A 23,245-nucleotide genomic window follows, 5' to 3' on the forward strand; every position below is an offset into this window, starting at 1 on the left:
CTCCGCCGCGCTGCGTCAAAACGACGTCCCTGCCCGTCTCGGCTTGGCTCCCTCCATTTCCGCCTCACGCGACACCAGTGAAATACGGAGCGCGGTGATGCGGTTGCGTTCCCGGCGGAGGACGCGGAAGCGGAAACCGTGGAAGGTAAAGCTCTGGCCGCGGTCGGGAATCGAGCGCGCTTCGTGAATGACAAGGCCGGCAACAGTGGTTGCCTCTTCGTCGGGCAGGCGCCAGTCCATGGCGCGGTTGAGGTCGCGGATCGGCACCGAGCCGTCGACCACGACGGAGCCGTCCGGCTGGGCGCGCACGCCGGCGACCACGACGTCATGCTCGTCGGAGATGTCACCGACGATCTCTTCCAGGATGTCTTCCAGCGTCACGAGACCTTCAACTTCGCCGTACTCGTCGACCACGAGCGCGAAATGCGTCTTGCGCCGGCGGAACGCCTTCAGCTGCTCGGAGACGGGGCGCATTTCCGGCACGAACCACGGCGGCAGCGCGATGGTCGAGGCGTCGATGCGCGACGTATCGCCGTCGGATGCCCGGATCGCGCGCAACAGATCCTTGGCATGAAGCACGCCGATGATGTTCTCCGGCTTCTCGCGCCAGAGCGGGATGCGGGTGTATTCGGTCGCCAGCACCTCGCGCACCAGCTCCTCCGCCGGCAGATCGGCGTTGATCATCATCATCTCGGTGCGATGGATCATGACGTCGGAGACCTGGAGCTCGCGCAGGTCGAGGAGGCCGCCGAGCATGTCGCGGTCCTGCTTCTCGACCTTGCCCTCATGATGCAGCAGGTCGACCGCGCCGCGCAGGCGCTCGGTCGGCGACAGGATCGCCTGGTGCTCGCCGGCGAGGCCGAACAGGCGCATCAACACGCGCACGATCACTTCCACCACGCGCAGCAGCGGCCCCAGCACATACATCGTCAGCCGCATCGGGCGTGCGACCGCCAGCGCCATCCGATCAGGCGCGTTGATGGCGATGGTCTTGGGCAGCACTTCGGCGAAGATCACGACCAGGGCCGTCATCACGCCGGTGGCATAGAGCACGCCGACATCGCCGAACCACGCCGTGAAGATGGAGGTGGCGAGCGCGGAGGCGGTGATATTGGCGATGTTGTTGCCGAGCAGCAGCGCACCGATCAGGCGCTCACGCATATCGAGCAGCTGCGAGACCACGTCGGCGTCGCGGTTACCCTGCTTGGAGAGCCGCAGCATACTGGCGCGCGAAGCACCGGTCAGCGCGGTCTCGCTCGCGGCGAAGAAGCCCGAGACCAGCAGGCAGATGATGACGATGGTGAAGCCGAGCCAGTCCATGCAGCACTCTACCGCGATTCAGCCGCGCATCACGCCTTCGGAGCGAGCTTTTCTTTCAGGAAGTCGCGCACCGGCGCCGGCTCGACATCCTTGGCGATGACGGCGCGCCCCACGGCCTCCAGCAGGATGAAGGTAAGCTTGCCGCGCTTGACCTTCTTGTCCTGCGCCATCAGCGCCATCAGCGCGTCGGCGTCCGCAAGGCCTTCCTGCGCAAAGCCGGCGATGTCCTGCAGGCGCGTCGGAAGACCGGCCTCGGTGAGGTGACGCTCGACGCGGCTCGCATCAGCCTCGCCGATCATGCCAAGTTTTGCGGAAAACTGCGCCGCCAGCGTCATGCCGATGGCGACGCCCTCGCCATGGAACAAGCGATCCGAAAAGCCGGTCGCGGCTTCCAGTGCGTGGCCGAAGGTGTGGCCGAGATTGAGCAGCGCGCGCTCACCGGTCTCGCGCTCATCGCGCGAGACCACGGCCGCCTTGGCACGGCAGGAGGTCGCGATCGCATGCTCGCGCGCCGAGCCGCCCTTGAAGATGTCGGAATGATTCTTCTCCAGCCAGGTGAAGAAGGCTTCGTCACCGAGCACGCCGTATTTGGCGACCTCGGCATAGCCGGCGCGGAATTGCCGCGGCGACAGCGTGTCGAGCACGGCGGTGTCGGCGATGACAAGCACCGGCTGGTGGAAAGCGCCGAGCAAATTCTTGCCCTGCGGCGAGTTGATGCCGGTCTTGCCGCCGACGCTGGAATCGACCTGCGCCAGCAGCGAGGTCGGCACCTGCACGAAATCGACGCCGCGGCGCAGGATCGCGGCGGCAAAGCCGGCGAGATCGCCGACCACGCCACCGCCGAGCGCGATGACGAGGTCGTTGCGCTCGATTTTCGCGGCGATCAGGGCCTCGCTGACCTTTTCGAGGCCGGCATAGGTCTTTGAGATTTCGCCTTCCTCGACCACGACGCGCGAGGTCGGAATGCCGGCGGCTGCAAGCGAGGCTTCCGTCGGCGCGAGCCAGTATTTTGCCACCGTGCGATCCGTCACGATCGCGGTGCGCACACCGGGCCGCAAGGCGGCAACGCGCTCGCCCAGCGAAGAGAGCACGCCGCGGCCGATGACGATGTCATAGGCCCGATCGCCGAGCGCGACGTCGACATTGACGGGGTCGGAATGTTTGAGGGGCGCAGTCATCGAACGGCACTCACGATGTCGGCTGGAGGCACAGATGGGCGTGCAGCGTCGCGATGGTCTCATCGACGATGCGGTCGTGCGGCACGTCGCGCGAGGCGATGGTGAGGTCGGCCTTGCCATAGATCGGCTCACGCTCGGTGAGGAGCCGTGTGACGGTGCCTTCGGGGTCGGCGGTCTGAAGCAACGGGCGGTCGGCGCGACGTCGCACGCGGCGCATGATGACGTCGTGGTCCGCCCTGAGCCAGACCGAGACCGCCTTTGCCGCGATGCGGGTTCGCGTCTCCTCGCGCATGAACGCGCCGCCGCCGGTCGCCAGCACGATTGGCCCACCTTCGAGCAGGCGCGCGATCACGCGGGCCTCGCCGTCGCGGAAGTAGGGTTCGCCATGGATCGTAAATATTTCCGGGATGGTCATGCCGGCGTGGGCCACCTCGATTTCGACATCAGCGTCGAAAAAACGCAGACCAAGCCGCCCTGCCAGCCTCCGGCCAATGGTTGATTTGCCGACGCCCATCATGCCGACCAGCACGATCGAACGCCCGCCGAGCGCCGACAGGATGTCGGCCTCAGGGCTCGGTTGTGCTGGCAACGCGACGTCGGACATCGGATCTTGCTCTGGATCTCGCTCAACTGGCCGCCAAGGCGGCATCCCGGCCACCTATACGACCCCGTCGGGGCCCTCGCCAGAGGACTCTTGCCACGAAACGGCGAACATGTTGGATGATTTCATTGGTTAATTTGCCAAACCTGAGACCTCGCCGAGACCTTTCCCGATGCCCAGCCTGTTCCGCTTCCTGACGGTCGTCGCCGTGATCGCCGGCATCGTCTATGGCGTGGTGTTCGCGCTGGCGAACTTCGTCAATCCGAAGCCGCGGGAAATGACGGTGACGATCCCGCCGGATAAGTTTCTCAAGAAATAGGAGCTAGCCTGCGGGGCATGCGCAACTCCTCCACCGGCAAGCCCTCCGACACCAGGCTGACCGCCCTGTTCCTCGACATGCTCGCGGCGGAACAGGGTGCCGGGCCCAACACGCTCGATGCTTACAGGCGCGATCTCAACGATTTCTCCGAGTTTCTGACCCGCGTCGGTCACAGTTTTGTGGACGCCGAGACGCAAGTCCTGCGCGACTATCTTGGCGACCTCGATACGCGCGGCTTCAAATCCTCCAGCGTCGCGCGGCGGCTGTCGGCGATGCGGCACCTGTTCCGCTTCTTGCTGAACGAGCGCATCAGAACCGACGATCCGGCGGCGATCCTGTCAGGCCCCAAGCGCGGGCGCGGCTTGCCAAAGGTGCTGTCGATCTCGGATGTCGATCGCATGCTCAGCCGCGCCAAGGAGATGAGCGAGGCGGCGGACGCCTCGCCCTCGCAACGGCTGCGGGCATTACGGCTCTATTGCCTGCTCGAGGTGCTCTACGCCACAGGCCTGCGCGTCTCCGAGCTGGTGGCGCTGCCACGAACGGCGGCCAAGCGCGACGCCCGCATGATCGTGGTGCGCGGCAAGGGCGACAAGGAACGGCTGGTGCCGCTGAACGAGGCCTCGCGGCAGGCGATGGCGGATTATCTCGCGGCGACGGACGCGGCCAAAGGCGAGAAGAAGGGCAGCCTCGCCGCCTCGAAATGGCTGTTTCCCTCGTTCGGCGAAAGCGGGCATTTGACGCGTCAGCATTTTGCCCGCGACCTCAAGGAACTCGCAGTCGCTTCGGGGCTGCAGGCGCGCCTGGTCTCCCCACACGTGCTGCGCCACGCCTTCGCCAGCCACCTGCTGCACAACGGCGCGGATTTGCGCATTGTGCAGACCCTGCTCGGCCATACCGACATCTCGACCACCCAGATCTACACCCATGTGGTCGAGGAGCGGCTGAAGAGCCTGGTCCGCGACCTGCACCCGCTGGCGGAGAAGTAGCGGCAGCGGCGCGGCTGCGGGCGAAACCGCCTTGACTTCGGCCACATCTCCGCAGAAAGAGCCGTGGCCTTATCAGTGATTTGCCGCGCTCCCGGGAGCGCACAAGTCAAGCCCTTGAAGAAGCTACACTTCTTTGACTGACCTCGCTTCGCCTCGTTGTCCCGTCCCCCTATATTGAAACGATGCCAGACCAGATGCGCAGCTATCTCGACTTCGAAAAGCCCGTCGCCGAGCTCGATTCCAAGGTCGACGAGCTCAGGACGCTCGCGGCCTCCGGCACCGACATCGCCGAGGAGATCGGCCGCATCGAGGACAAGGCCGCGCAGGCGCTGGCCGACCTCTATCTGAACCTGACGCCGTGGCAGAAGACGCTGGTGGCGCGGCATCCGCAGCGACCGCATTTCAATGACTTCATCAAAGGGCTCATCACCGAATTCACCCCGCTCGCCGGCGACCGCAAGTTCGGCGAGGACGAGGCCCTGGTCGCGGGCTTCGGCCGCTTCCGTGGCGAAGCCATCTGCGTGATGGGCCAGGAAAAGGGCGATTCCACCGAGAGCCGCATCAAGCACAATTTCGGGATGGCCCGGCCGGAGGGTTATCGCAAATGCGTGCGGCTGATGGAGATGGCCGAGCGGTTCGGCCTTCCCGTGCTGTCGCTCGCCGATTCCGCCGGCGCCTATCCCGGCATCGGCGCCGAAGAGCGGGGACAAGCCGAAGCCATCGCCCGCTCGACGGACGCCTGCATGGCGCTGACGGTGCCGAACGTCGCCATCATCACCGGCGAAGGCATGTCGGGCGGCGCCATCGCCATCACCACCGCCAACAAGGTCCTGATGCTGGAGCACGCGATCTACAGCGTGATCTCGCCGGAAGCCGCCTCCTCCATCCTCTGGCGCGACGGCAGCAAGGCGCAGGAAGCCGCCAACAACATGAAGATCACGGCCCAGGACATGCTCCGCTTCGGCGTGATCGATGCCATCATCAAGGAGCCGGTTGGTGGCGCCCACCGCGACCCCGCCGCCGTGATCGCCACTACGGGCGATGCCATCGCCAAGGCCTTTGACGAGATGCGGGGCCTGGACGGCGACGCCATCCGCAAGCAGCGCCGGCAGAAATTCCTCGATATCGGCCGGAAACTGGGCTGATTCGGGCTGGATTCGGTGCCGCATCAGGTGAGGCGGGATTGGTAACGCCGCGTTAACCCTTTTTTTGCCCAAATCGGCCATCTCAGTACCGGTTCAGCTGCAAAGTCCAAGTTCCGACCCAGTTTAAGTCTCTGTTGACCACGCCGTCTCGCCAACGGGCTCGTGATCCCAGGTCGGGTTGCGACCCTTGGGTGCGGAGGTTAGAATTTTAATCAATGGCTTCAGGGCATAAGCGCTGGGGCTTGGTCTGAAACGGTCCGGTTCTCCGGTCAGGCCAGGCTCCAAAATCGGGGTTCGCGCTTCCGCCCGGCACGTTGTGGGGTCCATCTTGAATTCTCGTTCGCTTGCTCGTGCGCTCTTGGCATCGGTCGCGCTTGCCGCCAGCATTGTGCTCGCCGGCTGCGATACCGATCAGGTTTCGCTCGCGACCAACGCCAAGGCCAACCAGCCGGTCCCGCCGAAGCTCGTTGCCGCGATGGGCGAGAAGGACATGGATCTGCAATCGCCGATCCTGATCCGCCTGTTCAAGCAGGAGGCCGAGCTCGAGATCTGGAAGCAGACCCGTTCCGGCCAGTTCGCCCTGCTCAAGACCTATCCGATCTGCCGCTGGTCGGGCGACCTCGGTCCCAAGGTGCGCGAAGGCGACCGTCAGGCGCCGGAAGGATTCTACTCGATCAACCCGAGCCAGATGAATCCGCAGTCGGCCTATTACCTCTCGTTCAATACCGGCTTCCCCAACGCCTTCGACCGCGCTTTGGGCCGTACCGGTTCGCAACTGATGGTGCACGGGGACTGCTCGTCACGCGGCTGCTACGCCATGACCGACGAGCAGATCGCGGAGATCTATTCGCTCGGGCGGGAATCCTTCTTCGGCGGCCAGAAGGCGTTCCAGTTCCAGGCCTATCCCTTCCGGATGACGCCGGTGAACATGGCCAAGCACCGCAACAATCCGAACATGCCGTTCTGGCGGATGATCAAGGAAGGCTACGATCATTTCGAAGTGACGCGACGGGAGCCGAAGGTCGACTTCTGCGAGAAGAAATACGTATTCGACGCGGCACGCGCGCCCGACGCCAAGCGCGATCCCGTGTTCGACGCTTCCGCGAAGTGCCCGGCCTATATCGTCCCCGAAGACATCGCCAGCGCCGTGCGCGAGAAGCAGCAGCGCGACGAAGCCGAGTACAACAAGCTCGTGGCCAAGGGCACGCCGGTGGCACGCATGAATACCGGCATCGACGGCGGCATGAACAAGATCTTCGCCGCCAAGATACCGGAAGGGTCGACCGGCCTGTCGGAAGGCGCCGAAGGCAATACGCTGCAGATGCTGGCGATGTCGAAGGCCCCGGGCACGATTCCCGGCACGGTCAACCCGCCGAAGCCGAACTTCGAACCGACCGCCTCTGCGCCGCAGGAAGAGCCCGTCGTTGCCGTCAGCGCGCCCGCGACCAACGCCCGCGTCGCGACCGCAGCGCCCGACGAGAAATCCGGCGGTTTCTTCTCCAATCTCGGCCGCAAGATGGGCTTGGGGACCGCCGACACGACGGCGACCACGCCGCCGCCGCAAGCGACCGCCTCGGTGGCCCCGGCGCCCGCCGCGCCGAGCACGGCTTCCAAGCTGAAGGCCGCGGTGACGCACTTCGTCCACCACGAAACCGCCAAGGACAAGCCGGCCGTCGCCGCCAAGCCGGCCGTCGCCGCCAAGCCGGCCGAGCCGGCGAAGCCCACCGAGACCAGGGTTGCCGCAACGCGCCCCGCGCAGAAGCCGTCGATGAGCGATGCTGCGGCTGACGGCGCCCAAATGGCCGGCGCCGCGCCGGTAGTGTCGTCGAACTCGTTCGATAGCCGCTTTGGCGCGGTGAAGTAGACGGGCGTCTCGTCCGCGGTGGGGCCCGCCTTCGCCACTACGAGGGCGGGAGTGTGAGGCGCGAGCATCGCACCCCACACACGCGCGGGAACGCTGCTAGCGGCTAAGCGTACCGCCCGTGGCAGTGCTTGTACTTCTTGCCCGAGCCGCACGGGCAATCCTCGTTGCGGCCGACCTTTCCCCAGCTTGCCGGGTTCTTCGGATCGCGCAACGCGGCGTCGGTATGCTGCGGGGCCAGCGTGACGCTGGCGAGCGCCATCTCGTCCTCGCCGGTGTTCGGGTCGAACTTGTGCGCCTCCATCTGCGGCAGCACAGGGGCTTCCTGCTCCGGCGGGACGATCTCGACCCGCATCAGCTGCGCGGTGACGGCCTCGCGCAAGTGCGCGCTCATCTCCTGGAAGAGATTGAAGGCTTCGGTCTTGTACTCCTGCAACGGATCGCGCTGCCCGTAGCCGCGCAGGCCGATGACCTGGCGCAGATGGTCGAGCATGATCAGGTGCTCGCGCCAGAGATGGTCGAGCGTCTGCAGCAGGATGGTCTTCTCGACGTAGCGCATCACGTCGGGCCCCCATTGCCCGACCTTGGCCGCCATGTGCTCGTCTGCCCTGGTCTCGATGCGGTTGAGCAGCTCCTCGTCGGCGATGCCCTCTTCCTTGGCCCAGTCCTCGACCGGCAGGTCGAGATCGAGCACGCGCTTCAGCTCTTCCTTCAGGCCGGCGACGTCCCACTGCTCGGCATAGGCATGCTCTGGCACATGCTTGGCGACGAGGTCCTCGATGAAGGCGTGGCGCATGTCGGCGACGGTTTCGGCGACGCTCTCGTCCTTCATCAGGTCGACGCGCTGGTCGAAGATCACCTTGCGCTGATCGTTCTGGACGTTGTCGAACTTGAGCAGGTTCTTGCGGATGTCGAAGTTGCGGGCTTCGACCTTCTGCTGCGCCTTCTCCAGCGCCTTGTTGATCCAGGGATGGATGATCGCCTCGCCCTCTTGCAGGCCGAGACGCTGGAGCATGCTGTCGAGGCGATCCGAGCCGAAGATGCGCATCAGATCGTCTTCCAGCGACAGGAAGAACTTCGAGCGGCCGGGATCGCCCTGACGGCCGGAACGGCCGCGGAGCTGGTTGTCGATGCGGCGGGATTCGTGCCGCTCGGAGCCCATGATGTAGAGGCCGCCGGGCTTCTTCACGGTCTTGGCCGGCTTGTTGCCCTTTGCCGGCTCGATCTCGACGGTCTCTTCCGCGTTGAGCACGATGTCACGGAAGCGCTCGACGTCGGCCTTGATCTGCTCGATCTTCTTGGCCTTCTCGGCCTCGTCCTCGATGCCTGCGGTCTCCTTGGGGATGCGCATCTCGAGCGAGCCGCCGAGCTTGATGTCGGTGCCGCGGCCGGCCATGTTGGTCGCGATCGTGATCGCGCCGGGAACGCCGGCTTCCGCGACGATATAGGCTTCCTGCTCGTGGAAGCGCGCGTTCAGCACCGCGAACAGCTTGGCCGGCTTGCCGGCGCGCGCCGCCGCATAGAGCTTGTCGAGCGCGTTGTCCTTGCCGAAATCGATCTGCTTGTAGCCGTTCGATTTCAGGAATTCGGCAAGGACTTCCGACTTTTCAATCGAGGCCGTACCCACCAGCACCGGCTGGAGCCGGGCGTTGGCGCGCTCGATCTCGGCGAGGATCGCCTGGTATTTTTCCTTCTGGGTGCGGTAGACCTCGTCGTCCTCGTCGAGGCGGCCGACCGGCACGTTGGTCGGGATTTCCACGACTTCGAGCTTGTAGATGTCGAAGAGCTCGTCGGCTTCGGTCAACGCCGTTCCGGTCATTCCGGCGAGCTTTTCGTACATTCGGAAATAGTTCTGGAACGTGATCGAGGCGAGCGTCTGGTTCTCGGGCTGAACCGTGACGTGCTCCTTGGCCTCCAGCGCCTGGTGCAGGCCTTCGGAATAGCGCCGGCCGGCCATCATGCGCCCCGTGAACTCGTCGATGATGACGACCTCGTCGTCGCGGACGATGTAGTCCTTGTCGCGGGTGAACAGCGTGTGGGCGCGCAGCGCCTGGTTGATGTGGTGCACGACGGAGACGTTCTCGACGTCGTAGAGCGAGTCGCCCTTGAGCTGGCCGGCATCGCGCAGCAGCGTCTCGATCTTCTCCATGCCGGCTTCCGTCAGCGTCACCGTGCGCTGCTTCTCGTCGACCTCGTAGTCGGTCTTGTCGAGCTTGGGGAGGAAGCCGTCGATGGTGTTGTAGAAGTCGGAGCGGTCGTCGAGCGGGCCGGAAATGATCAGCGGCGTCCGCGCTTCGTCGATCAGGATGGAGTCGACTTCGTCGACGATCGCGTAGAAGTGCGGCCGCTGGACCATGTCCTCGAGGCGGTACTTCATGTTGTCGCGCAGATAGTCGAAGCCGTATTCGTTGTTGGTGCCGTAGGTGATGTCGCAGGCATAGGCCGCCTTGCGCTCGGCATCGTCGAGGCCGTGGACGATCACGCCGGTGGTCATGCCGAGGAAGCCGTAGATCTGGCCCATCCAGCCGGAGTCACGGCGAGCGAGGTAGTCGTTGACGGTGACGACGTGGACGCCCTTGCCGGCGAGCGCGTTGAGATAGACCGCAAGCGTCGCGACCAGCGTCTTGCCTTCGCCGGTCTTCATCTCGGCGATGTCGCCCTCGTGCAGCACCATGCCGCCGATCAGCTGAACGTCGAAATGGCGCTGGCCGAGCGTGCGCTTGGCCGCCTCGCGCACGGTCGCGAAGGCCGGGACCAGCAGGTCGTCCAGCGTCTTGCCCTCGGCGAGCTGCTTTTTGAATTCGTCGGTGCGGGCCCTGAGCGCCTCGTCGGACAGCTTCGAGACCTCAGCTTCCAGCGCGTTGATCGCGTTGACGCGGGACTGGTATCCCTTCACCCGCCGGTCGTTGGCGGAGCCGAAAAACTTGCGGGCGAGCGCGCCGATCATGCCTAGTTCCTGTGTTCGCGATTTAACCGCGTTGCAGCCAAGAAGTTGTCACCCATTGGCCTATCAACTCACCGTGACGCCCTATGGCGCCAGAGCCCGAACTGCGGGGGTCATCCGCCATATGGGTGGGAATTGGGTTAGTCTGGGTTCAACGGCCAAAAACGCAGCAAAATAAACGCCATCGCCATGGTCGCGACCGCGCAGAGATATGGCCCGGTCAGCACCTTGTCAACGGCGGCCAATCTTGCCGCTAATTCATCATTTTGACAGACTTTTCGCGTTGCCAAGCCCCCCTGAATTGGGCGAGTGTCCGCCCCGCTCGAGCAGCCCCCTGCTTCAACAAAAGGATTTTCCATGACCACCTCGTTCCCGGTAACCACCGGCCTGCGTTTCCGCCATGCGTCCGCCCTGGCGGGAGGCCTCGCCCTGGCGCTGACCCTGGCGTTCGCGGGCCCGCTCCGGGCAGCCGACGATCCGGTCCTGGCGAAGGTCAATGGCGCTGAGATCAAGAAGAGCGACGTGACCATGGCCGAGGAGGAACTCGGACCGAGCCTCGCCCAGATGGACCCGGCGACCAAGGACGAGAACGTCCTGTCGTTCCTGATCGACATGAAAATCGTGTCCAAGGCCGCCGAGGACAAGAAGATTGCCGACGGCGACGAGTTCAAGAAGCGGATGGCGTTCGCCCGCAACCGCCTGCTGATGGACAGCCTGCTCGCCCAGGAAGGCAAGGCCGCCACCACCGACGACGCCATGAAGAAGGTCTATGAGGAGGCCTCCAAGCAGATCACCGGCGAGCAGGAAGTGCGCGCCCGCCACATCCTGGTCGAGACCGAGGACGAGGCCAAGGCGGTGAAGGCCGAGCTCGACAAGGGCGCCGATTTCGCCGAGCTCGCCAAGAAGAAGTCCAAGGATCCGGGCTCCGCCGACGGCGGCGACCTCGGCTTCTTCACCAAGGAACAGATGGTGCCGGAATTCTCGGCCGTCGCGTTCTCGCTGGAGCCCGGCAAGATCTCCGACCCCGTCAAGTCACAGTTCGGCTGGCATATCATCAAGGTCGAGGAGAAGCGCAACCGCAAGGCGCCGGAGTTCGACCAGGTCAAGGCCCAGATCGAGCAGTACGTCACCCGCAAGGCCCAGGCCGATTACGTCGGCAAGCTGCGCGCAGAAGCCAAGGTCGAGCGGACCGACCAGCCTCCCGCAGACGCTGCCAAGGATGCCAAGCCGGCCGACGCGGCAAAGCCCGCCGATGCGAAGCCCGCCGACAGCAAGATGGCGCCCCCCGCCAAGAAGTAAGAATTCGCTGTCACTTCGCCGACGCGAAGAGTATTTAAGCCTACCTGATGCCCGGCCTCGCCAAGAGGGCCGGGCATCTGCATGTCCAGACCTCACCAAGGCACAAGCCAAGGCGCCCCCCGCGATGTCCACCTCCGTCTCCCCGCTCGCCCCGACAACCGTTCCTGACATGCCCGTGATCGCGGGGGTCCGTCTCGCGACGGCCGAGGCGGGCATCCGCTACAAGAACCGCACCGACGTGCTGCTGGCGATCATGGACAAGGGAACCGCGGTCGCCGGCGTCTTCACCAGATCGAAGTGCCCGTCCGCGCCGGTCGAATGGTGCCGTGCGAAACTGAAGGGCGGCAAGGCGCGCGCCCTCGTCGTCAATTCCGGCAATGCCAACGCCTTCACCGGCAAGACCGGTCGCGCCTCCACCGCGCTGACGGCCAAGATCGCGGCCAAGGCCGTGGGCTGCAGCGAGAGCGAGATCTTCCTGGCCTCGACCGGCGTGATCGGCGAGCCGCTGGACGCGACCAAGTTCGACGGCGTGCTCGGCCGCCTCGCTGTGTCCGCGGAACCCGGCGACTACCTCGCCGCCGCCAAGGCGATCATGACCACCGACACCTTCCCCAAGGTCGCGACCGCGACCGTGAAGCTCGGCAAGGCCAAGGTCACCATCAACGGCATGGCCAAGGGCGCCGGCATGATCGCCCCGGACATGGCGACGATGCTCTCCTTCATCTTCACGGACGCGCCGATCGCACCCGCCGCGCTGCAGGCATTGCTGAAAGCCGGCGTCGAGGACACCTTCAATGCGGTCACGATCGACGGCGACACCTCGACCTCGGACACGCTGCTGGCGTTCGCCACCGGCGCCGCTGCCGAGCACGGCGCGCCAAAAATCAGCCGCGCCAGCGATCCGCGTCTGAAGGCCTTCACCAAGGCCTTCAACCAGATCCTCGCCGACCTCTCCGAGCAGGTCGCCCGCGACGGCGAAGGCGCGCGCAAGCTGGTCGAGATCACCGTCGAAGGCGCCAGGACCAAGGCCTCCGCACGCAAGATCGCGATGTCGATTGCGAATTCGCCGCTGGTGAAGACCGCGATCGCCGGCGAGGACGCCAATTGGGGCCGCGTGGTGATGGCGGTCGGCAAGGCCGGCGAGCCGGCCGATCGCGACAAGCTGTCGATCTCCTTCAACGGCATCCGCGTCGCCAGGAGCGGCGCGCGCGATCCTGATTATGACGAGGCCCAGGTATCGGAGGCGATGAAGGCCCCGGAAATCGCGATCAAGGTCTCGCTTGGCCTCGGCAAGGGCCGCGACCGTGTGCTGACCTGCGACCTCACGAAGGAGTATGTCGCCATCAACGGGGATTACCGGTCTTAAGGATCATGGCCGATCTCAAGCTGACACTGGTGGTGGCCTGCGCGCTCGTCGACGCCGACAAGCGCGTCCTCATCGCGCAGCGCCCCGAAGGCAAGACGCTGGCCGGCCTGTGGGAGTTTCCCGGCGGCAAGTGTGAGCCCGGCGAGCGGCCGGAGCAGAGCCTGATCCGGGAGCTCCACGAGGAGCTCGGCATCACCGTCGCCGAGCCCTGCCTGGCGCCGCTGACCTTTGCGAGCTACGGCTACGAGACCTTTCATCTCCTGATGCCGCTCTACATCTGCCGGCGCTGGGAGGGGATCGTCGAAGCCCGCGAAGGCCAGACGCTGGCCTGGGTGCGCGCCAACAAGCTGCGCGACTATCCGATGCCGCCGGCGGACATTCCGCTGATCCCGCATTTGATTGACTTGCTGATGTAAGAGGGGCTGTCGCCAACACTCTCAACGTCGTGCCCGGCCATGACGGAGAAGGAGCTTACGTCTCTCCCGCCTTCTTCACCGCCTCCGCCAGGCTCGCCTTGGCCGAACCCGGCTTCAGCGGCTGCTGCTGGCTCGCATGCGGCGCCCAGCCCGACAGCCAGATGATGTCGAACGTCGCGCGGATACGGCCGTCGGCATCGGCAAAACGCTCGGCATAGATTTGAGCCATCCGCAGCAGCGTCGCGCGGCGGCTCGGGGTGCGCCGCCGCTCGATCAGCACATTGGTCGCGCCCATGCGGCGGAGGTCCTGCATCAGCGCGAACGCGTTGGAATAACGCACCACGACGCGATCGACGTCGGTGACCGGCAGCGCAAAGCCGGCCCGTTGCAACAGCGCGCCGATGTCGCGCAAATCGGCGAACGGCGCCACGCGCGGCGAGACACCGCCCTCGCATTCGGCCTCCGCCGCGGCAAACGCCTGCCGCAGCTCGGTGAGAGTGTCGCCGCCGATCATCGCGGCGAGCAGCAACCCATCCGGCTTCAGCGCGCGACGGATCTGCGCAAGCACGCCAGGCAGATCATTGACGAATTGCAGCGCCAGCGCGGAGACGACGAGATCAAGGCCGTCGGGCGCAAAAGGCAATGTCTCCGAGCCGGCCGCATCGAGCGCAATCCGCTGGATCGAAGGCAAGCGTGCGCGCAGCCCCGCGAGCCCCTCGCCGGGCGTCCAGAGATCGGCCGGCGCGTGAAACTCGCGCATCACCGCGGCCAGCCGGTCGGACATGTCCTCGGCGACGCGGTCGAGCAGGAAGGTCACCTCGCCTTGCGCCTGCGCACGCCGCTGCCGCGCACGCAGCAAGGCACGGTCGAACAGAGCGGGCGGGATTTGGGGGGTCTGGGCCATGCCGCTGGTTACGCCGATCATGCTGGCTCTGGCAATCCGCCATATGCGGCGCTAGCCTCCTCTCATGGACGCCGACGCCGCCCCAACCCGCTCCATCGCGTCGTCCTTGCGTGCCGCATGGACGGCTGGCCGCCACGTTCTGGCGCATGTGGCAAAGCTCGCGCTCGACGTTGCGCTGCCGACGCTGTGCGTGTCCTGCCGCGAGCCTGTCGACGGCGAGGGCGTCTGCGCGGCGTGCTGGGCCAAGCTGTCGTTCATTGAGCGGCCCTATTGCCCGCGGCTCGGCATTCCCTTCGTCTACGACCCCGGCCCCGACATGCTGTCGATGGAGGCGATCGCGAGCCCGCCCGCCTACCGGCGAGCGCGCGCGGCAGTGCGCTATGACGAGGTCGCACGCACGCTGGTGCACGCGCTGAAATACCAGGACCGCACCGACCTCGCGCCCGCCATGGGCCGCTGGATGGCGCGCGCGGGCGGCGAGCTGCTCGCGGGCGCCGACATGCTGGTCCCGGTGCCCCTGCATTGGCGCCGGGCCTGGCGGCGACGCTACAACCAGTCCGGTGCGCTGGCTCAGATCATCGCGCGGCAGAGCGGGGTGAAGGTGAAGGCTGAGGTGCTGCGCCGCGTGCGCGCCACCGAGCAGCAGATCGGGCTGTCGCGGGCCCAGCGCGCGACCAATGTGCAGGGGGCATTCCAGGTATCCCCCGACCGTCAGGCCGAGGTCCAGGGCCAGCGCATTATCCTGATCGACGATGTCCTGACCTCGGGTGCGACACTTGACGCCTGCGCACGCGCGCTGCTCCGCGCCAAGGCCGCCCAGGTCGACGTCCTGGTGTTCGCCCGGGTTGTCGAGATCAGGTAAACTCCCATATAATTCAACAAATTCATGACATGAGAGCGCTTGATACCATGACCGCTGCTGTCGAGATCTATACCAGGCCGGGATGCGGCTATTGTTCCGCTGCCAGGTCGCTTCTGACCCGCAAGAAGGCGACCTTCACGGAATTCGACGTCGCCAAGAACCCGTCCTGGCGCGAGGAGATGTACGACCGCGCGGGCGAGGGTTCGACCTTCCCGCAGATCTGGATCGGCGGCACCCATGTCGGCGGCTGCGACGACCTCTACGCGCTCGATCGCGAGGGCAAGCTCGACGGGCTGCTCGAAAGCGTCAAGGCGGTCTCATGAGTGCCGTGAGGACCTTCACCGCCGCCATGGTGCAGATGCGCACCGGGTTGCTGCCCGAGCCGAGCCTCGCGCAGGCCACCGGGCTGATCCGGCAGGCTGCGGCCAATGGCGCGGACTACGTGCAGACCCCCGAGGTCAGCAACATGATGCAGCTGAACCGCACGGCGCTGTTCGAGCATCTGCAGAGCGAAGAAGAGGACATCTCGCTGAAGGCCTATCGGGCACTCGCGGCGGAACTGAAGATCCACATCCATGTCGGCTCGCTGGCGCTGCGCTTCTCGGAAGAAAAAGCGGTGAACCGCTCCTTCCTGATCGGGCCCGAGGGCCAGGTGCTCGCAAGCTACGACAAGATCCACATGTTCGACATCGTCCTGCCGGATGGCGAGAGCTATCGCGAATCCGCCAACTACCAGCCGGGCGAGACCGCCGTGATCTCCGACCTGCCCTGGGGCCGCGTCGGCCTGACGATCTGCTACGACGTCCGCTTTCCCGCGCTCTACCGCGCGCTGGCCGAGAGCGGAGCCTCTTTCATCACGGTGCCGTCCGCCTTCACCCGCAAGACCGGCGAGGCGCACTGGCACATCCTGTTGCGCGCGCGCGCGATCGAGACCGGCTGCTTCATCTTCGCAGCCGCGCAGGCTGGCACCCACGAGAACAAGCGCGAGACCTACGGCCATTCGCTGATCATCGATCCCTGGGGCGAGATCCTCGCCGAGGGCGATGTCGAGCCCGGCATCATCATGGCCAAGATCGATCCGGCCAAGGTCGAGACGGCGCGCCGCGCGATCCCCTCGCTCCAGCATGGCCGGCGCTTCGGTGTCGCCGATCCGAAGGCCGGGCCGGATCATCTACACCTCGTACGGGGATCGGCATGATCCGCTACGCGCTCCATTGCGACCGCGACCACGCTTTCGAGAGCTGGTTCCAGAGTTCGTCGGCTTACGATTCGCAGGTGAAGCGCAAGCTCGTGACCTGCCCGATCTGCGGCTCGGCCAAGGTGCAAAAGGCGATCATGGCGCCGCGCATCGTCGGCAAGAAGGGCCGCAGCCGCGCAACGCCGGAGCCGGCCGCCGCGCCCGAGACTGCACCGGCAGGACCGGCCTCGCTGATGATGGCGCAAGAGAAAGAGTTGCGCGCCAAGCTGAAGGAGCTGCGCGATCACATCGTGAAGAATGCCGACAATGTCGGCGAGCGCTTTGCCAGCGAAGCCCGTGCGATGCATTACGGCGACAAGGAGCACCGCCCGATCTACGGCGAGGCCTCGCCCGACGAGGCGAGGTCGCTGATCGACGAAGGCATCGAGGTGTCGCCGCTGCCGACCTTGCCGGAAGACCGGAACTAAGTCCCCACCAGCACCGCCACGCCGACAATGATCAGCGCGATGCCTGCAAGCTCGCGCGGCGCGATCGGCTGCTGGAACGAGTAATACGCCACGCCCTGCGCGAACAGCACCTCGATCAACGCGAGCGTGCGGACATTGGCCGCGGCCGTCAATGCGAACGCGAGGAACCAGAACTGCGAGGCGAAGGCGCCCGTGAAGCCCGCGAGCAGCGACGGCTTCCACAGCCCCAGGATCGACTGAAGCACCTTTGGCGCGCGCCAGAGCAGATAGATCGTCAGGATCAGCGTTTGCACGAACAGGCCGAGCACCAAGGTGAACGAGGCCGCGGTCACGAAGGAGACGCCGTGAACGTTGATGATCGCGCCGCGAAAACCGACCGCAGAGAGCGCGAACGCCGCCGCCGCGACGAGCCCGGTGATGGTCGGCTTCAGCTCCGCAAAGCTCTTCTCGCCGCCGGGGCGCAGCGCGGTGATGACGACGCCCACGGTGGCGATCACGATCGCCAGCACTTTCAGCCAGGTCAGGTGATCGCCGAGGAAGACGAAGCCGAAGATCGCGGTCTGGATCGCCTCGGTCTTCAGATAGGCCGTGGTCACCACGAAGGAACGGTCGTTCATGGCGAGCAGCATCAACCCGGTGCCGACGATCTGGCTGAGCGCACCCAGCAACAGCCATGGCCAGAACATCGATGGCGGCACGCCGAGACGATCGCCGGTCGCGACGAGCACGAGCCCCAGGAAAAGGAGCGAGAACGGGAAGCCGAACAGGAAGCGGATATTGGTCGCACCCCACGTCCCCAGCGGCTTGGTCAGCGACCGCTGCATCGCATTGCGCGCCACCTGGCCGAGCGCGGCAATGACGGTGAAGGGAATCCAGAGGCTGGTGACGGTGAACATCGGGTGGGGCTATTGCAGGAAAGGTCAGGCCAACCTGCAAGCTACGGCCGACGCGGTCAACCACACCGCCGTCATGGGAGCGATGCTCCTACCACACGTACGCTGTCGTCCCTGCGAAAGCAGGGACTGATGCCGCGGAATCTGTCGGTGGGACGCGGTGTGAGATGCGCGGGTCGGCAGCCTTCGCAAAACTTCGTCCCTGCGTTCGCAGGGACGCCGCCCGGGGAGTAGGAGCACGCATCTCGGTCATGCCCGCCTCATACCATCCCTTCCGCCACCACCATGTAGTTCACATCCATGTCCGACGAGAGCGTCCATTTGTCGGCGAAGGGGGAGTAGACGACGCCGGTCTGCTCGGTGATGACGAGCCGGTTGTCGAGGAGGTGTTTGGTCAGCTCGTCGGGCGTGACGAACTTGTTCCACTCGTGGGTGCCGCGCGGCAGCCAGCGCAGGACGTATTCGGCGCCGACGATGGCCAGCGCAAAGCTCTTCCAGTTGCGATTGAGCGTCGAGACCACCATCAGCCCGTTCGGCTTCAGCATCGCGGCGCAGCGCTTCACGAAGACGCCGACGTCGACGACGTGCTCGACCACTTCCATCGCCAGCACGATGTCGAAACGCTCGCGCGGATCGATCTCTTCCACCGTGGTGCAGCGATAGTCGATCGACAGATGGCTCTTGTCGGCATGCAGCTTCGCCGCAGCAATGTTGCTCACCGAGGGATCGACGCCGATCACCTGCGCCCCCAGCCGCGACAGCGGTTCGCACAACAGGCCGGCGCCGCAGCCGATGTCGAGCACGCGGAGGCCACCGAGGCAGTTCAGGCTGCGCACATTGCGCTCGAACTTGCGGCAGGCTGCGTCGCGGATGTAGCCGAGCCGCAGCGGATTGATCCGGTGCAGCGGCGCCATCTTGCCCTTCGGATCCCACCACTCGGCCGAGAGCTTTGAAAACTTCGCGATCTCGGCGGCGTCGACGGTCGAGCCCGGCTGGGCGGAGGCGATTGCGGAAGTATCTTGCTGCATGCTCATGGCCAGGCGCGGTCCTACCGCGTGGTGATCGAACTACGGAAAGCGAGCGGAGAGGCGATGGTCTTGATCGTCTCGATCCCCTCGCCGACGCCGCGAATGGTCACGTCGCCGTAGTTGAGAATTCGTCCAAGAATCGTCTGGTCGACATCGACACTCTCGACCTTATCCAGCGCCATTTCAAAGGTGCGGCGCTTGATGAAGCCGGTCTTGTGCACAACCCTGAGATTGGTGACGTCGGTCTCCGTGGTGAAGCGATGGAACCAGCCCTTCAGGGTCCAGAACAGCGCGGCCAAGGCCGCGACGCCGGCGGCGGTCAGACACACCAAGACGATCCAGTCGACGGTGGTCATCCGCGAGGCCACCAGGAAACCAAGGGCCACGATCCAGGCCAAAATGGCCGGGAAATAGAAGATCCAGTGCGCATTGGTCGAATACAGCACCCGCTCGCCGGGCTGCAGGATTTCGTCAATATAGCGCGCCATAACCTCTGACAACCCATTGCCCGGATTGGGCCTTGCAGGAACCCGCTTGCCCCGGGCCCCGCCCCTCTGTATACGCGCGGTCGGTATCCCCCAGGGCATCCGTCCGGCGTGGGTCACCATACTGATCCTCAAGAGGGAATGCACGCGTCGTCATGAGCCGCCTCGTGATGAAATTCGGCGGCACGTCCGTCGCCAACATCGAACGTATCCGCAACGTCGCACGCCATGTGAAGCGTGAGGTGGACGCCGGCCATGAAGTGGCAGTGGTCGTCTCGGCGATGTCGGGCAAGACCAACGAGCTGGTGGCCTGGTGCACCGAGGCCTCGCCGATGCACGACGCGCGCGAATACGACGCCGTCGTCGCCTCCGGCGAACAGGTGACTTCGGGCCTGCTGGCCATCGTGCTCCAGGGCATGGGTATCCAGGCCCGCTCCTGGCAGGGCTGGCAGATCCCGATCAAGACCAGCGACGCCCATGCCTCGGCCCGGATCGAGGACATCGACGGCAGCGAGATCATCTCCCGTTTTAGGGATCGCAAGGAGGTCGCCGTTATCGCCGGCTTCCAGGGCATCGATCCCAGGACAAATCGCATCACCACGCTCGGCCGTGGCGGCTCCGACACCTCGGCCGTGGCCGTTGCCGCGGCGGTGAAGGCCGACCGCTGCGACATCTACACCGACGTCGACGGCGTCTACACCACCGACCCGCGAATCGTGCCGAAGGCCAAGAGGCTCGACAAGATCGCGTTCGAGGACATGCTGGAACTGGCTTCCCAGGGCGCCAAGGTGCTCCAGGTGCGTTCGGTGGAACTCGGCATGGTCCACAACATGCCGATCTTCGTCCGCTCCAGCTTCGACAAGCCCGAGGATATCGACCCGCATGCCAACCAGCCGCCCGGCACGCTGATCTGCGGCGAGGAGGAGATCATGGAAAATCACGTCGTCACCGGCATCGCCTTTTCGAAGGACGAGGCCCAGATCTCGGTGCGTCAGATCGAGGACAAGCCCGGCGTCGCGGCATCGATCTTCGGGCCGCTGGCGGAGGCCAATATCAACGTCGACATGATCGTCCAGAACGTGTCCGAGGACGGCAAGACCACCGACCTCACCTTCACGGTGCCGGCCGCCGACTACGTCAGGGCCAAGGACACCATTACCGCCGCCAAGGGCACGATCGGGTATGCAAGGCTGGATACCGCCACTGACGTCGCCAAGATCTCGGTGATCGGCAGCGGCATGCGCAGCCATGCCGGCGTCGCCGCCCAGGCGTTTTCGGCGCTCGCCAGACGGAATATCAACATCCGGGCCATTACAACCTCCGAGATCAAATTCTCGGTTTTGATCGACACCGCCTATACCGAGCTTGCAGTGCGCACGCTGCACACGCTCTACGGTCTCGATCAGGCCTAGACGAATTTTCTCTTAGCGGTCGCAGCAAACGCCGGGGTGTACACACCTTCGCGTTTGGCAGGCGTTTTGCTTGGCAAAACAAGCCTCAATTCGCTATACGGCGAACAGGGTGGGCTGCCGCAGACTGTGTCCCAGTTCAGGCCGCTGATTCGGCGCAAGCTGTGGTTTGCGCCTGCGCCGGACAAACAATTTGATTGTTTTTCTGGAGTTTTAGGCCAGCCGCCGGCCAATATCGCCGGGCCCGGCAGACGGAGGAGATTGACGGTTCATGCGGAGCGCGTCGGGAGGTCCCCGCGTCTTGTTGAGACGGCTCCGCGAAACCATGGCGGAGCAAGTCTCGGCCCAGGAGCGGCTGGACAAGATCGTGGTGCTGATCGCCGCCAACATGGTGGCTGAGGTGTGCTCGGTTTATGTGCTGCGCATCGACAACACCCTCGAGCTCTATGCCACCGAAGGCCTCAACCGCGAGGCCGTGCACCATACAGTGCTCAGCGCCCACGAAGGTCTGGTCGGCCTCGTTGCCAGCGAGGCGACGCCGCTCAATTTGAACGACGCCCAAAGCCACCCGGCCTTCTCGTTCCGCCCGGAGACCGGCGAAGAAATCTACCACTCCTTCCTCGGCGTGCCGATCCTGCGCGCCGGCAACACGCTCGGCGTGCTGGTGGTGCAGAACCGCGCCAAGCGCACCTATGTCGAGGAAGAGCTCGAGGCGCTGCAGACCACCGCCATGGTGCTGGCGGAGCTGATCGCATCAGGCGAATTGTCCGCGCTGGCCCAACCCGGCCTGGAGCCGGCCGCACGCCATTCGACGCAGAAGGCCGGCGCCATCCTCTCGGAAGGCATCGCGCTCGGCCATGTCGTGCTGCATGAGCCGCGCGTCGTCATCAAGGACTACATCGCCGAGGACCTGCCGAAGGAAATCAAGCGGCTCGACACCGCGCTCGCCAAGCTGCGCTCGGATCTCGACCGCATGCTGGAGCGCGGCGACGTCGCCGAAGGCGGCGAGCATCGCGACGTGCTCGAAGCCTACCGCATGTTCGCCAACGACCAGGGCTGGTCGCACAAGCTGCACGAAGCCGTGGCCACCGGCCTCACGGCGGAGGCCGCAGTCGAGCGCGTCCAGTCCGACACCCGCGCCCGCATGCTGCGCGTCACCGATCCCTATCTGCGTGACCGGCTGCACGATCTCGAGGATCTCGGGTACCGCCTGATGCGGCAGCTGGTCGGCCAGGACCATGCGCCCTCGCGCGAGCAGATGCCCGACAACGCCATCGTGATCGCGCGCGCCATGGGGCCCGCCGCGCTGCTCGACTATGACCGCAAGCGCCTGCGCGGCATCGTGCTGGAGGAAGGCACCGCCAACTCGCATGTCGCGATCGTGGCGCGCGCGCTCGGCATTCCCGCCGTGGGCGAGGTGCCGAACGCACCCGGCATTGCCGACCCCGGCGACGCCATCATCGTCGACGGCACGTCGGGCGCGATCTATGTGCGGCCTTCGCAGGAAGTCGAGGCAGCCTATGCCGAACGCGTGCGCTTCCGCGCCCGCCGTCAGGCGCAATATCTGGCCCTGCGTGACCGCCCTTGCGTCACCAAGGATGGCCAGAAGGTCGAGCTGCTGATCAATGCGGGGCTTGCGATCGACCTGCCGCATATCGAGGACACCGGCAGCGCCGGCATCGGCCTGTTCCGCACCGAGCTGCAATTCATGGTCGGCCAGAGCCTGCCGCGCACCAGCGACCAGCTCGCGCTGTACCGCGCCGTGCTGGATGCCGCGGGCAGCAAGCCCGTCACCTTCCGCACCCTCGACATCGGCGGCGACAAGGCGCTGCCCTATATGGAGACGGTGATCGAGGAGAATCCCGCGCTCGGCTGGCGCGCGATCCGGCTGGGGCTCGACCGTCCCGGCCTGTTGCGGGGCCAGATCCGCGCGCTGTTGCGCGCCGGCGGCGGCCGTGCGCTGCGGATCATGTTCCCGATGATCTCGGAGGTCGCCGAGTTCGATTCGGCGAAGGCGCTGGTCGAGCGCGAGCTGACCTATCTGCGCCAGCACGGCCATACGCTGCCGGAGCGCATCGACATCGGCACCATGGTCGAGGTGCCGGCGCTGCTCTATCAGATGGACGAACTCCTGAAGAAGGTCGACTTCATCTCGGTCGGTTCCAACGATCTGTTCCAGTTCCTGTTCGCGGTCGATCGCGGCAATGCCAAGGTCTCCGAGCGCTTCGACACCATGTCGGCGCCGATCCTGCGTGCGCTGCGCGACATCGCGCAAAAATCGCAGGCTGCGAAGAAATCGCTGTCGCTCTGCGGTGAAATGGCCTCGAAGCCGATCGGCGCGCTGGCGCTGATCGCGATGGGCTACCGCTCGCTGTCGCTGTCGGCCACCGCGCTCGGCCCGGTCAAGGCGATGGTGATCGACCTCGACGCCAGGAAGGCCGAAGCGATGCTCGGCCCGCTGCTGGATGCGCCGACGGGAAGCGTCTCGATCCGGCAGAAGCTGACGGAATTTGCCGAGGCCGAAGGCTTGGCGTTGTAGCGGACCTGCCGCTCGTTCTTCGCCG

Annotated in this window: 22 protein-coding genes; 13 read left to right on the forward strand and 9 right to left on the reverse strand. The window is 65.4% G+C overall.

The genetic code is table 11. From position 1 onward, the window contains the following. Positions 1–15: 15 nt before the first annotated feature. The 3 genes from ACVIIW_RS07460 to ACVIIW_RS07470 are packed head-to-tail and all read right to left on the reverse strand — an operon-like array spanning position 16 to position 3,102. Complete coding sequence (locus ACVIIW_RS07460; protein ID WP_456700153.1) at positions 16–1,320, reverse strand: HlyC/CorC family transporter; 1,305 nt, start codon at positions 1,318–1,320, stop codon at positions 16–18. A gap of 29 nt (positions 1,321–1,349) precedes the next feature. After that, on the reverse strand, positions 1,350–2,498 hold the full coding sequence (gene aroB / locus ACVIIW_RS07465) for a 3-dehydroquinate synthase (protein ID WP_456700154.1): 1,149 nt from the start codon (positions 2,496–2,498) through the stop codon (positions 1,350–1,352). Between the two features lie 10 nt (positions 2,499–2,508). Further along, positions 2,509–3,102 carry a shikimate kinase gene (locus ACVIIW_RS07470; RefSeq protein WP_456700155.1) on the reverse strand — a complete coding sequence of 198 codons (594 nt, stop codon included), beginning with the start codon at positions 3,100–3,102 and terminating at the stop codon, positions 2,509–2,511. Between the two features lie 169 nt (positions 3,103–3,271). On the opposite strand from ACVIIW_RS07470, the gene ACVIIW_RS07475 reads away from it, so the two are divergent. The 4 genes from ACVIIW_RS07475 to ACVIIW_RS07490 all read left to right on the forward strand — a co-directional run bounded on the left by ACVIIW_RS07475 (position 3,272) and on the right by ACVIIW_RS07490 (position 7,413). Beyond that, a complete protein-coding gene (locus tag ACVIIW_RS07475; RefSeq protein ID WP_035669499.1) occupies positions 3,272–3,418 on the forward strand; it encodes a hypothetical protein in 147 nt (48 codons plus the stop codon). Between the two features lie 17 nt (positions 3,419–3,435). Beyond that, a complete protein-coding gene (xerD, locus tag ACVIIW_RS07480) occupies positions 3,436–4,404 on the forward strand; it encodes a site-specific tyrosine recombinase XerD (RefSeq protein WP_456700156.1) in 969 nt (322 codons plus the stop codon). A gap of 182 nt (positions 4,405–4,586) precedes the next feature. Next, positions 4,587–5,549, forward strand: a complete 963-nt coding sequence (locus ACVIIW_RS07485; protein WP_456700157.1) for an acetyl-CoA carboxylase carboxyltransferase subunit alpha — start codon at positions 4,587–4,589, stop codon at positions 5,547–5,549. Between the two features lie 328 nt (positions 5,550–5,877). Next, on the forward strand, positions 5,878–7,413 hold the full coding sequence (locus ACVIIW_RS07490; protein WP_456700158.1) for a L,D-transpeptidase family protein: 1,536 nt from the start codon (positions 5,878–5,880) through the stop codon (positions 7,411–7,413). 103 nt (positions 7,414–7,516) lie between these two features. On the opposite strand, the gene secA is transcribed toward ACVIIW_RS07490, so the two are convergent. Together secA and ACVIIW_RS07500 are read right to left on the reverse strand one after the other, a co-directional pair. Next, positions 7,517–10,357, reverse strand: a complete 2,841-nt coding sequence (gene secA, locus ACVIIW_RS07495; protein WP_456700159.1) for a preprotein translocase subunit SecA — start codon at positions 10,355–10,357, stop codon at positions 7,517–7,519. Positions 10,358–10,494: 137 nt separating this feature from the next. Beyond that, positions 10,495–10,713, reverse strand: coding sequence for a hypothetical protein (locus tag ACVIIW_RS07500; protein ID WP_456700160.1), 219 nt, complete (start codon positions 10,711–10,713; stop codon positions 10,495–10,497). Between ACVIIW_RS07500 and ACVIIW_RS07505 the strand changes: the two genes are divergently transcribed. The 3 genes from ACVIIW_RS07505 to ACVIIW_RS07515 all read left to right on the forward strand — a co-directional run bounded on the left by ACVIIW_RS07505 (position 10,712) and on the right by ACVIIW_RS07515 (position 13,435). After that, a complete protein-coding gene (locus ACVIIW_RS07505; protein WP_456700161.1) occupies positions 10,712–11,653 on the forward strand; it encodes a peptidylprolyl isomerase in 942 nt (313 codons plus the stop codon). The genes ACVIIW_RS07500 and ACVIIW_RS07505 overlap by 2 nt on opposite strands. A 124-nt stretch (positions 11,654–11,777) precedes the next feature. Continuing rightward, entirely contained in the window at positions 11,778–13,019 is a 1,242-nt protein-coding gene (gene argJ, locus ACVIIW_RS07510) for a bifunctional glutamate N-acetyltransferase/amino-acid acetyltransferase ArgJ (RefSeq protein WP_456700162.1), read from the forward strand. A gap of 5 nt (positions 13,020–13,024) precedes the next feature. After that, positions 13,025–13,435, forward strand: coding sequence for a (deoxy)nucleoside triphosphate pyrophosphohydrolase (locus tag ACVIIW_RS07515; protein WP_212427824.1), 411 nt, complete (start codon positions 13,025–13,027; stop codon positions 13,433–13,435). 55 nt (positions 13,436–13,490) lie between these two features. Here ACVIIW_RS07515 and ACVIIW_RS07520 read toward each other — a convergent pair whose 3' ends face one another. After that, positions 13,491–14,360, reverse strand: coding sequence for a methyltransferase domain-containing protein (locus ACVIIW_RS07520; protein WP_456700163.1), 870 nt, complete (start codon positions 14,358–14,360; stop codon positions 13,491–13,493). A 43-nt stretch (positions 14,361–14,403) separates the two neighbouring features. Between ACVIIW_RS07520 and ACVIIW_RS07525 the strand changes: the two genes are divergently transcribed. The 4 genes from ACVIIW_RS07525 to ACVIIW_RS07540 are packed head-to-tail and all read left to right on the forward strand — an operon-like array spanning position 14,404 to position 16,866. Beyond that, on the forward strand, positions 14,404–15,201 hold the full coding sequence (locus tag ACVIIW_RS07525) for a ComF family protein (RefSeq protein WP_456700164.1): 798 nt from the start codon (positions 14,404–14,406) through the stop codon (positions 15,199–15,201). 47 nt (positions 15,202–15,248) lie between these two features. Continuing rightward, complete coding sequence (grxC, locus tag ACVIIW_RS07530) at positions 15,249–15,524, forward strand: glutaredoxin 3 (protein WP_456700165.1); 276 nt, start codon at positions 15,249–15,251, stop codon at positions 15,522–15,524. Beyond that, positions 15,521–16,399 carry a carbon-nitrogen hydrolase family protein gene (locus ACVIIW_RS07535; protein ID WP_456700166.1) on the forward strand — a complete coding sequence of 293 codons (879 nt, stop codon included), beginning with the start codon at positions 15,521–15,523 and terminating at the stop codon, positions 16,397–16,399. Before grxC ends, ACVIIW_RS07535 begins: the two co-directional genes overlap by 4 nt. After that, positions 16,396–16,866: a DUF1178 family protein gene (locus ACVIIW_RS07540; protein ID WP_456700167.1), complete on the forward strand. Its 471-nt coding sequence runs from the start codon at positions 16,396–16,398 to the stop codon at positions 16,864–16,866. The genes ACVIIW_RS07535 and ACVIIW_RS07540 overlap by 4 nt, the downstream gene beginning before the upstream one ends. Here ACVIIW_RS07540 and ACVIIW_RS07545 read toward each other — a convergent pair. The 3 genes from ACVIIW_RS07545 to ACVIIW_RS07555 all read right to left on the reverse strand — a co-directional run bounded on the left by ACVIIW_RS07545 (position 16,863) and on the right by ACVIIW_RS07555 (position 19,275). Then, positions 16,863–17,762 carry an EamA family transporter gene (locus tag ACVIIW_RS07545; RefSeq protein ID WP_456700168.1) on the reverse strand — a complete coding sequence of 300 codons (900 nt, stop codon included), beginning with the start codon at positions 17,760–17,762 and terminating at the stop codon, positions 16,863–16,865. The two genes, ACVIIW_RS07540 and ACVIIW_RS07545, sit on opposite strands and share 4 nt — an antisense overlap. A 257-nt stretch (positions 17,763–18,019) precedes the next feature. Continuing rightward, positions 18,020–18,793 (reverse strand): bifunctional 2-polyprenyl-6-hydroxyphenol methylase/3-demethylubiquinol 3-O-methyltransferase UbiG, encoded by a 774-nt coding sequence (gene ubiG, locus ACVIIW_RS07550; RefSeq protein ID WP_456700169.1) that lies wholly within the window; start codon positions 18,791–18,793, stop codon positions 18,020–18,022. 14 nt (positions 18,794–18,807) lie between these two features. Beyond that, positions 18,808–19,275 (reverse strand): PH domain-containing protein, encoded by a 468-nt coding sequence (locus ACVIIW_RS07555; RefSeq protein ID WP_456705107.1) that lies wholly within the window; start codon positions 19,273–19,275, stop codon positions 18,808–18,810. 152 nt (positions 19,276–19,427) lie between these two features. On the opposite strand from ACVIIW_RS07555, the gene ACVIIW_RS07560 reads away from it, so the two are divergent. Beyond that, on the forward strand, positions 19,428–20,684 hold the full coding sequence (locus tag ACVIIW_RS07560; protein WP_456700170.1) for an aspartate kinase: 1,257 nt from the start codon (positions 19,428–19,430) through the stop codon (positions 20,682–20,684). Between the two features lie 268 nt (positions 20,685–20,952). Then, positions 20,953–23,220 (forward strand): phosphoenolpyruvate--protein phosphotransferase, encoded by a 2,268-nt coding sequence (gene ptsP, locus ACVIIW_RS07565; protein ID WP_456700171.1) that lies wholly within the window; start codon positions 20,953–20,955, stop codon positions 23,218–23,220. The last annotated feature ends 25 nt before the right edge of the window (positions 23,221–23,245 follow it).

Source organism: Bradyrhizobium sp. USDA 4449, from assembly GCF_054056275.1.

Bases quoted from the DNA above. Each gene is read 5' to 3' on its own strand.
- ACVIIW_RS07460 (WP_456700153.1), bottom strand. From the start codon at position 1,320: ATGGACTGGCTCGGCTTCACCATCGTCATCATCTGCCTGCTGGTCTCG.
- aroB (WP_456700154.1), bottom strand. From the start codon at position 2,498: ATGACTGCGCCCCTCAAACATTCCGACCCCGTCAATGTCGACGTCGCG.
- ACVIIW_RS07470 (WP_456700155.1), bottom strand. From the start codon at position 3,102: ATGTCCGACGTCGCGTTGCCAGCACAACCGAGCCCTGAGGCCGACATC.
- ACVIIW_RS07475 (WP_035669499.1), top strand. From the start codon at position 3,272: ATGCCCAGCCTGTTCCGCTTCCTGACGGTCGTCGCCGTGATCGCCGGC.
- xerD (WP_456700156.1), top strand. From the start codon at position 3,436: ATGCGCAACTCCTCCACCGGCAAGCCCTCCGACACCAGGCTGACCGCC.
- ACVIIW_RS07485 (WP_456700157.1), top strand. From the start codon at position 4,587: ATGCCAGACCAGATGCGCAGCTATCTCGACTTCGAAAAGCCCGTCGCC.
- secA (WP_456700159.1), bottom strand. From the start codon at position 10,357: ATGATCGGCGCGCTCGCCCGCAAGTTTTTCGGCTCCGCCAACGACCGG.
- ACVIIW_RS07505 (WP_456700161.1), top strand. From the start codon at position 10,712: ATGACCACCTCGTTCCCGGTAACCACCGGCCTGCGTTTCCGCCATGCG.
- ACVIIW_RS07500 (WP_456700160.1), bottom strand. From the start codon at position 10,713: ATGGAAAATCCTTTTGTTGAAGCAGGGGGCTGCTCGAGCGGGGCGGAC.
- argJ (WP_456700162.1), top strand. From the start codon at position 11,778: ATGTCCACCTCCGTCTCCCCGCTCGCCCCGACAACCGTTCCTGACATG.
- ACVIIW_RS07515 (WP_212427824.1), top strand. From the start codon at position 13,025: ATGGCCGATCTCAAGCTGACACTGGTGGTGGCCTGCGCGCTCGTCGAC.
- ACVIIW_RS07520 (WP_456700163.1), bottom strand. From the start codon at position 14,360: ATGATCGGCGTAACCAGCGGCATGGCCCAGACCCCCCAAATCCCGCCC.
- ACVIIW_RS07525 (WP_456700164.1), top strand. From the start codon at position 14,404: ATGGACGCCGACGCCGCCCCAACCCGCTCCATCGCGTCGTCCTTGCGT.
- grxC (WP_456700165.1), top strand. From the start codon at position 15,249: ATGACCGCTGCTGTCGAGATCTATACCAGGCCGGGATGCGGCTATTGT.
- ACVIIW_RS07535 (WP_456700166.1), top strand. From the start codon at position 15,521: ATGAGTGCCGTGAGGACCTTCACCGCCGCCATGGTGCAGATGCGCACC.
- ACVIIW_RS07540 (WP_456700167.1), top strand. From the start codon at position 16,396: ATGATCCGCTACGCGCTCCATTGCGACCGCGACCACGCTTTCGAGAGC.
- ACVIIW_RS07545 (WP_456700168.1), bottom strand. From the start codon at position 17,762: ATGTTCACCGTCACCAGCCTCTGGATTCCCTTCACCGTCATTGCCGCG.
- ubiG (WP_456700169.1), bottom strand. From the start codon at position 18,793: ATGAGCATGCAGCAAGATACTTCCGCAATCGCCTCCGCCCAGCCGGGC.
- ACVIIW_RS07555 (WP_456705107.1), bottom strand. From the start codon at position 19,275: ATGGCGCGCTATATTGACGAAATCCTGCAGCCCGGCGAGCGGGTGCTG.
- ACVIIW_RS07560 (WP_456700170.1), top strand. From the start codon at position 19,428: ATGAGCCGCCTCGTGATGAAATTCGGCGGCACGTCCGTCGCCAACATC.
- ptsP (WP_456700171.1), top strand. From the start codon at position 20,953: ATGCGGAGCGCGTCGGGAGGTCCCCGCGTCTTGTTGAGACGGCTCCGC.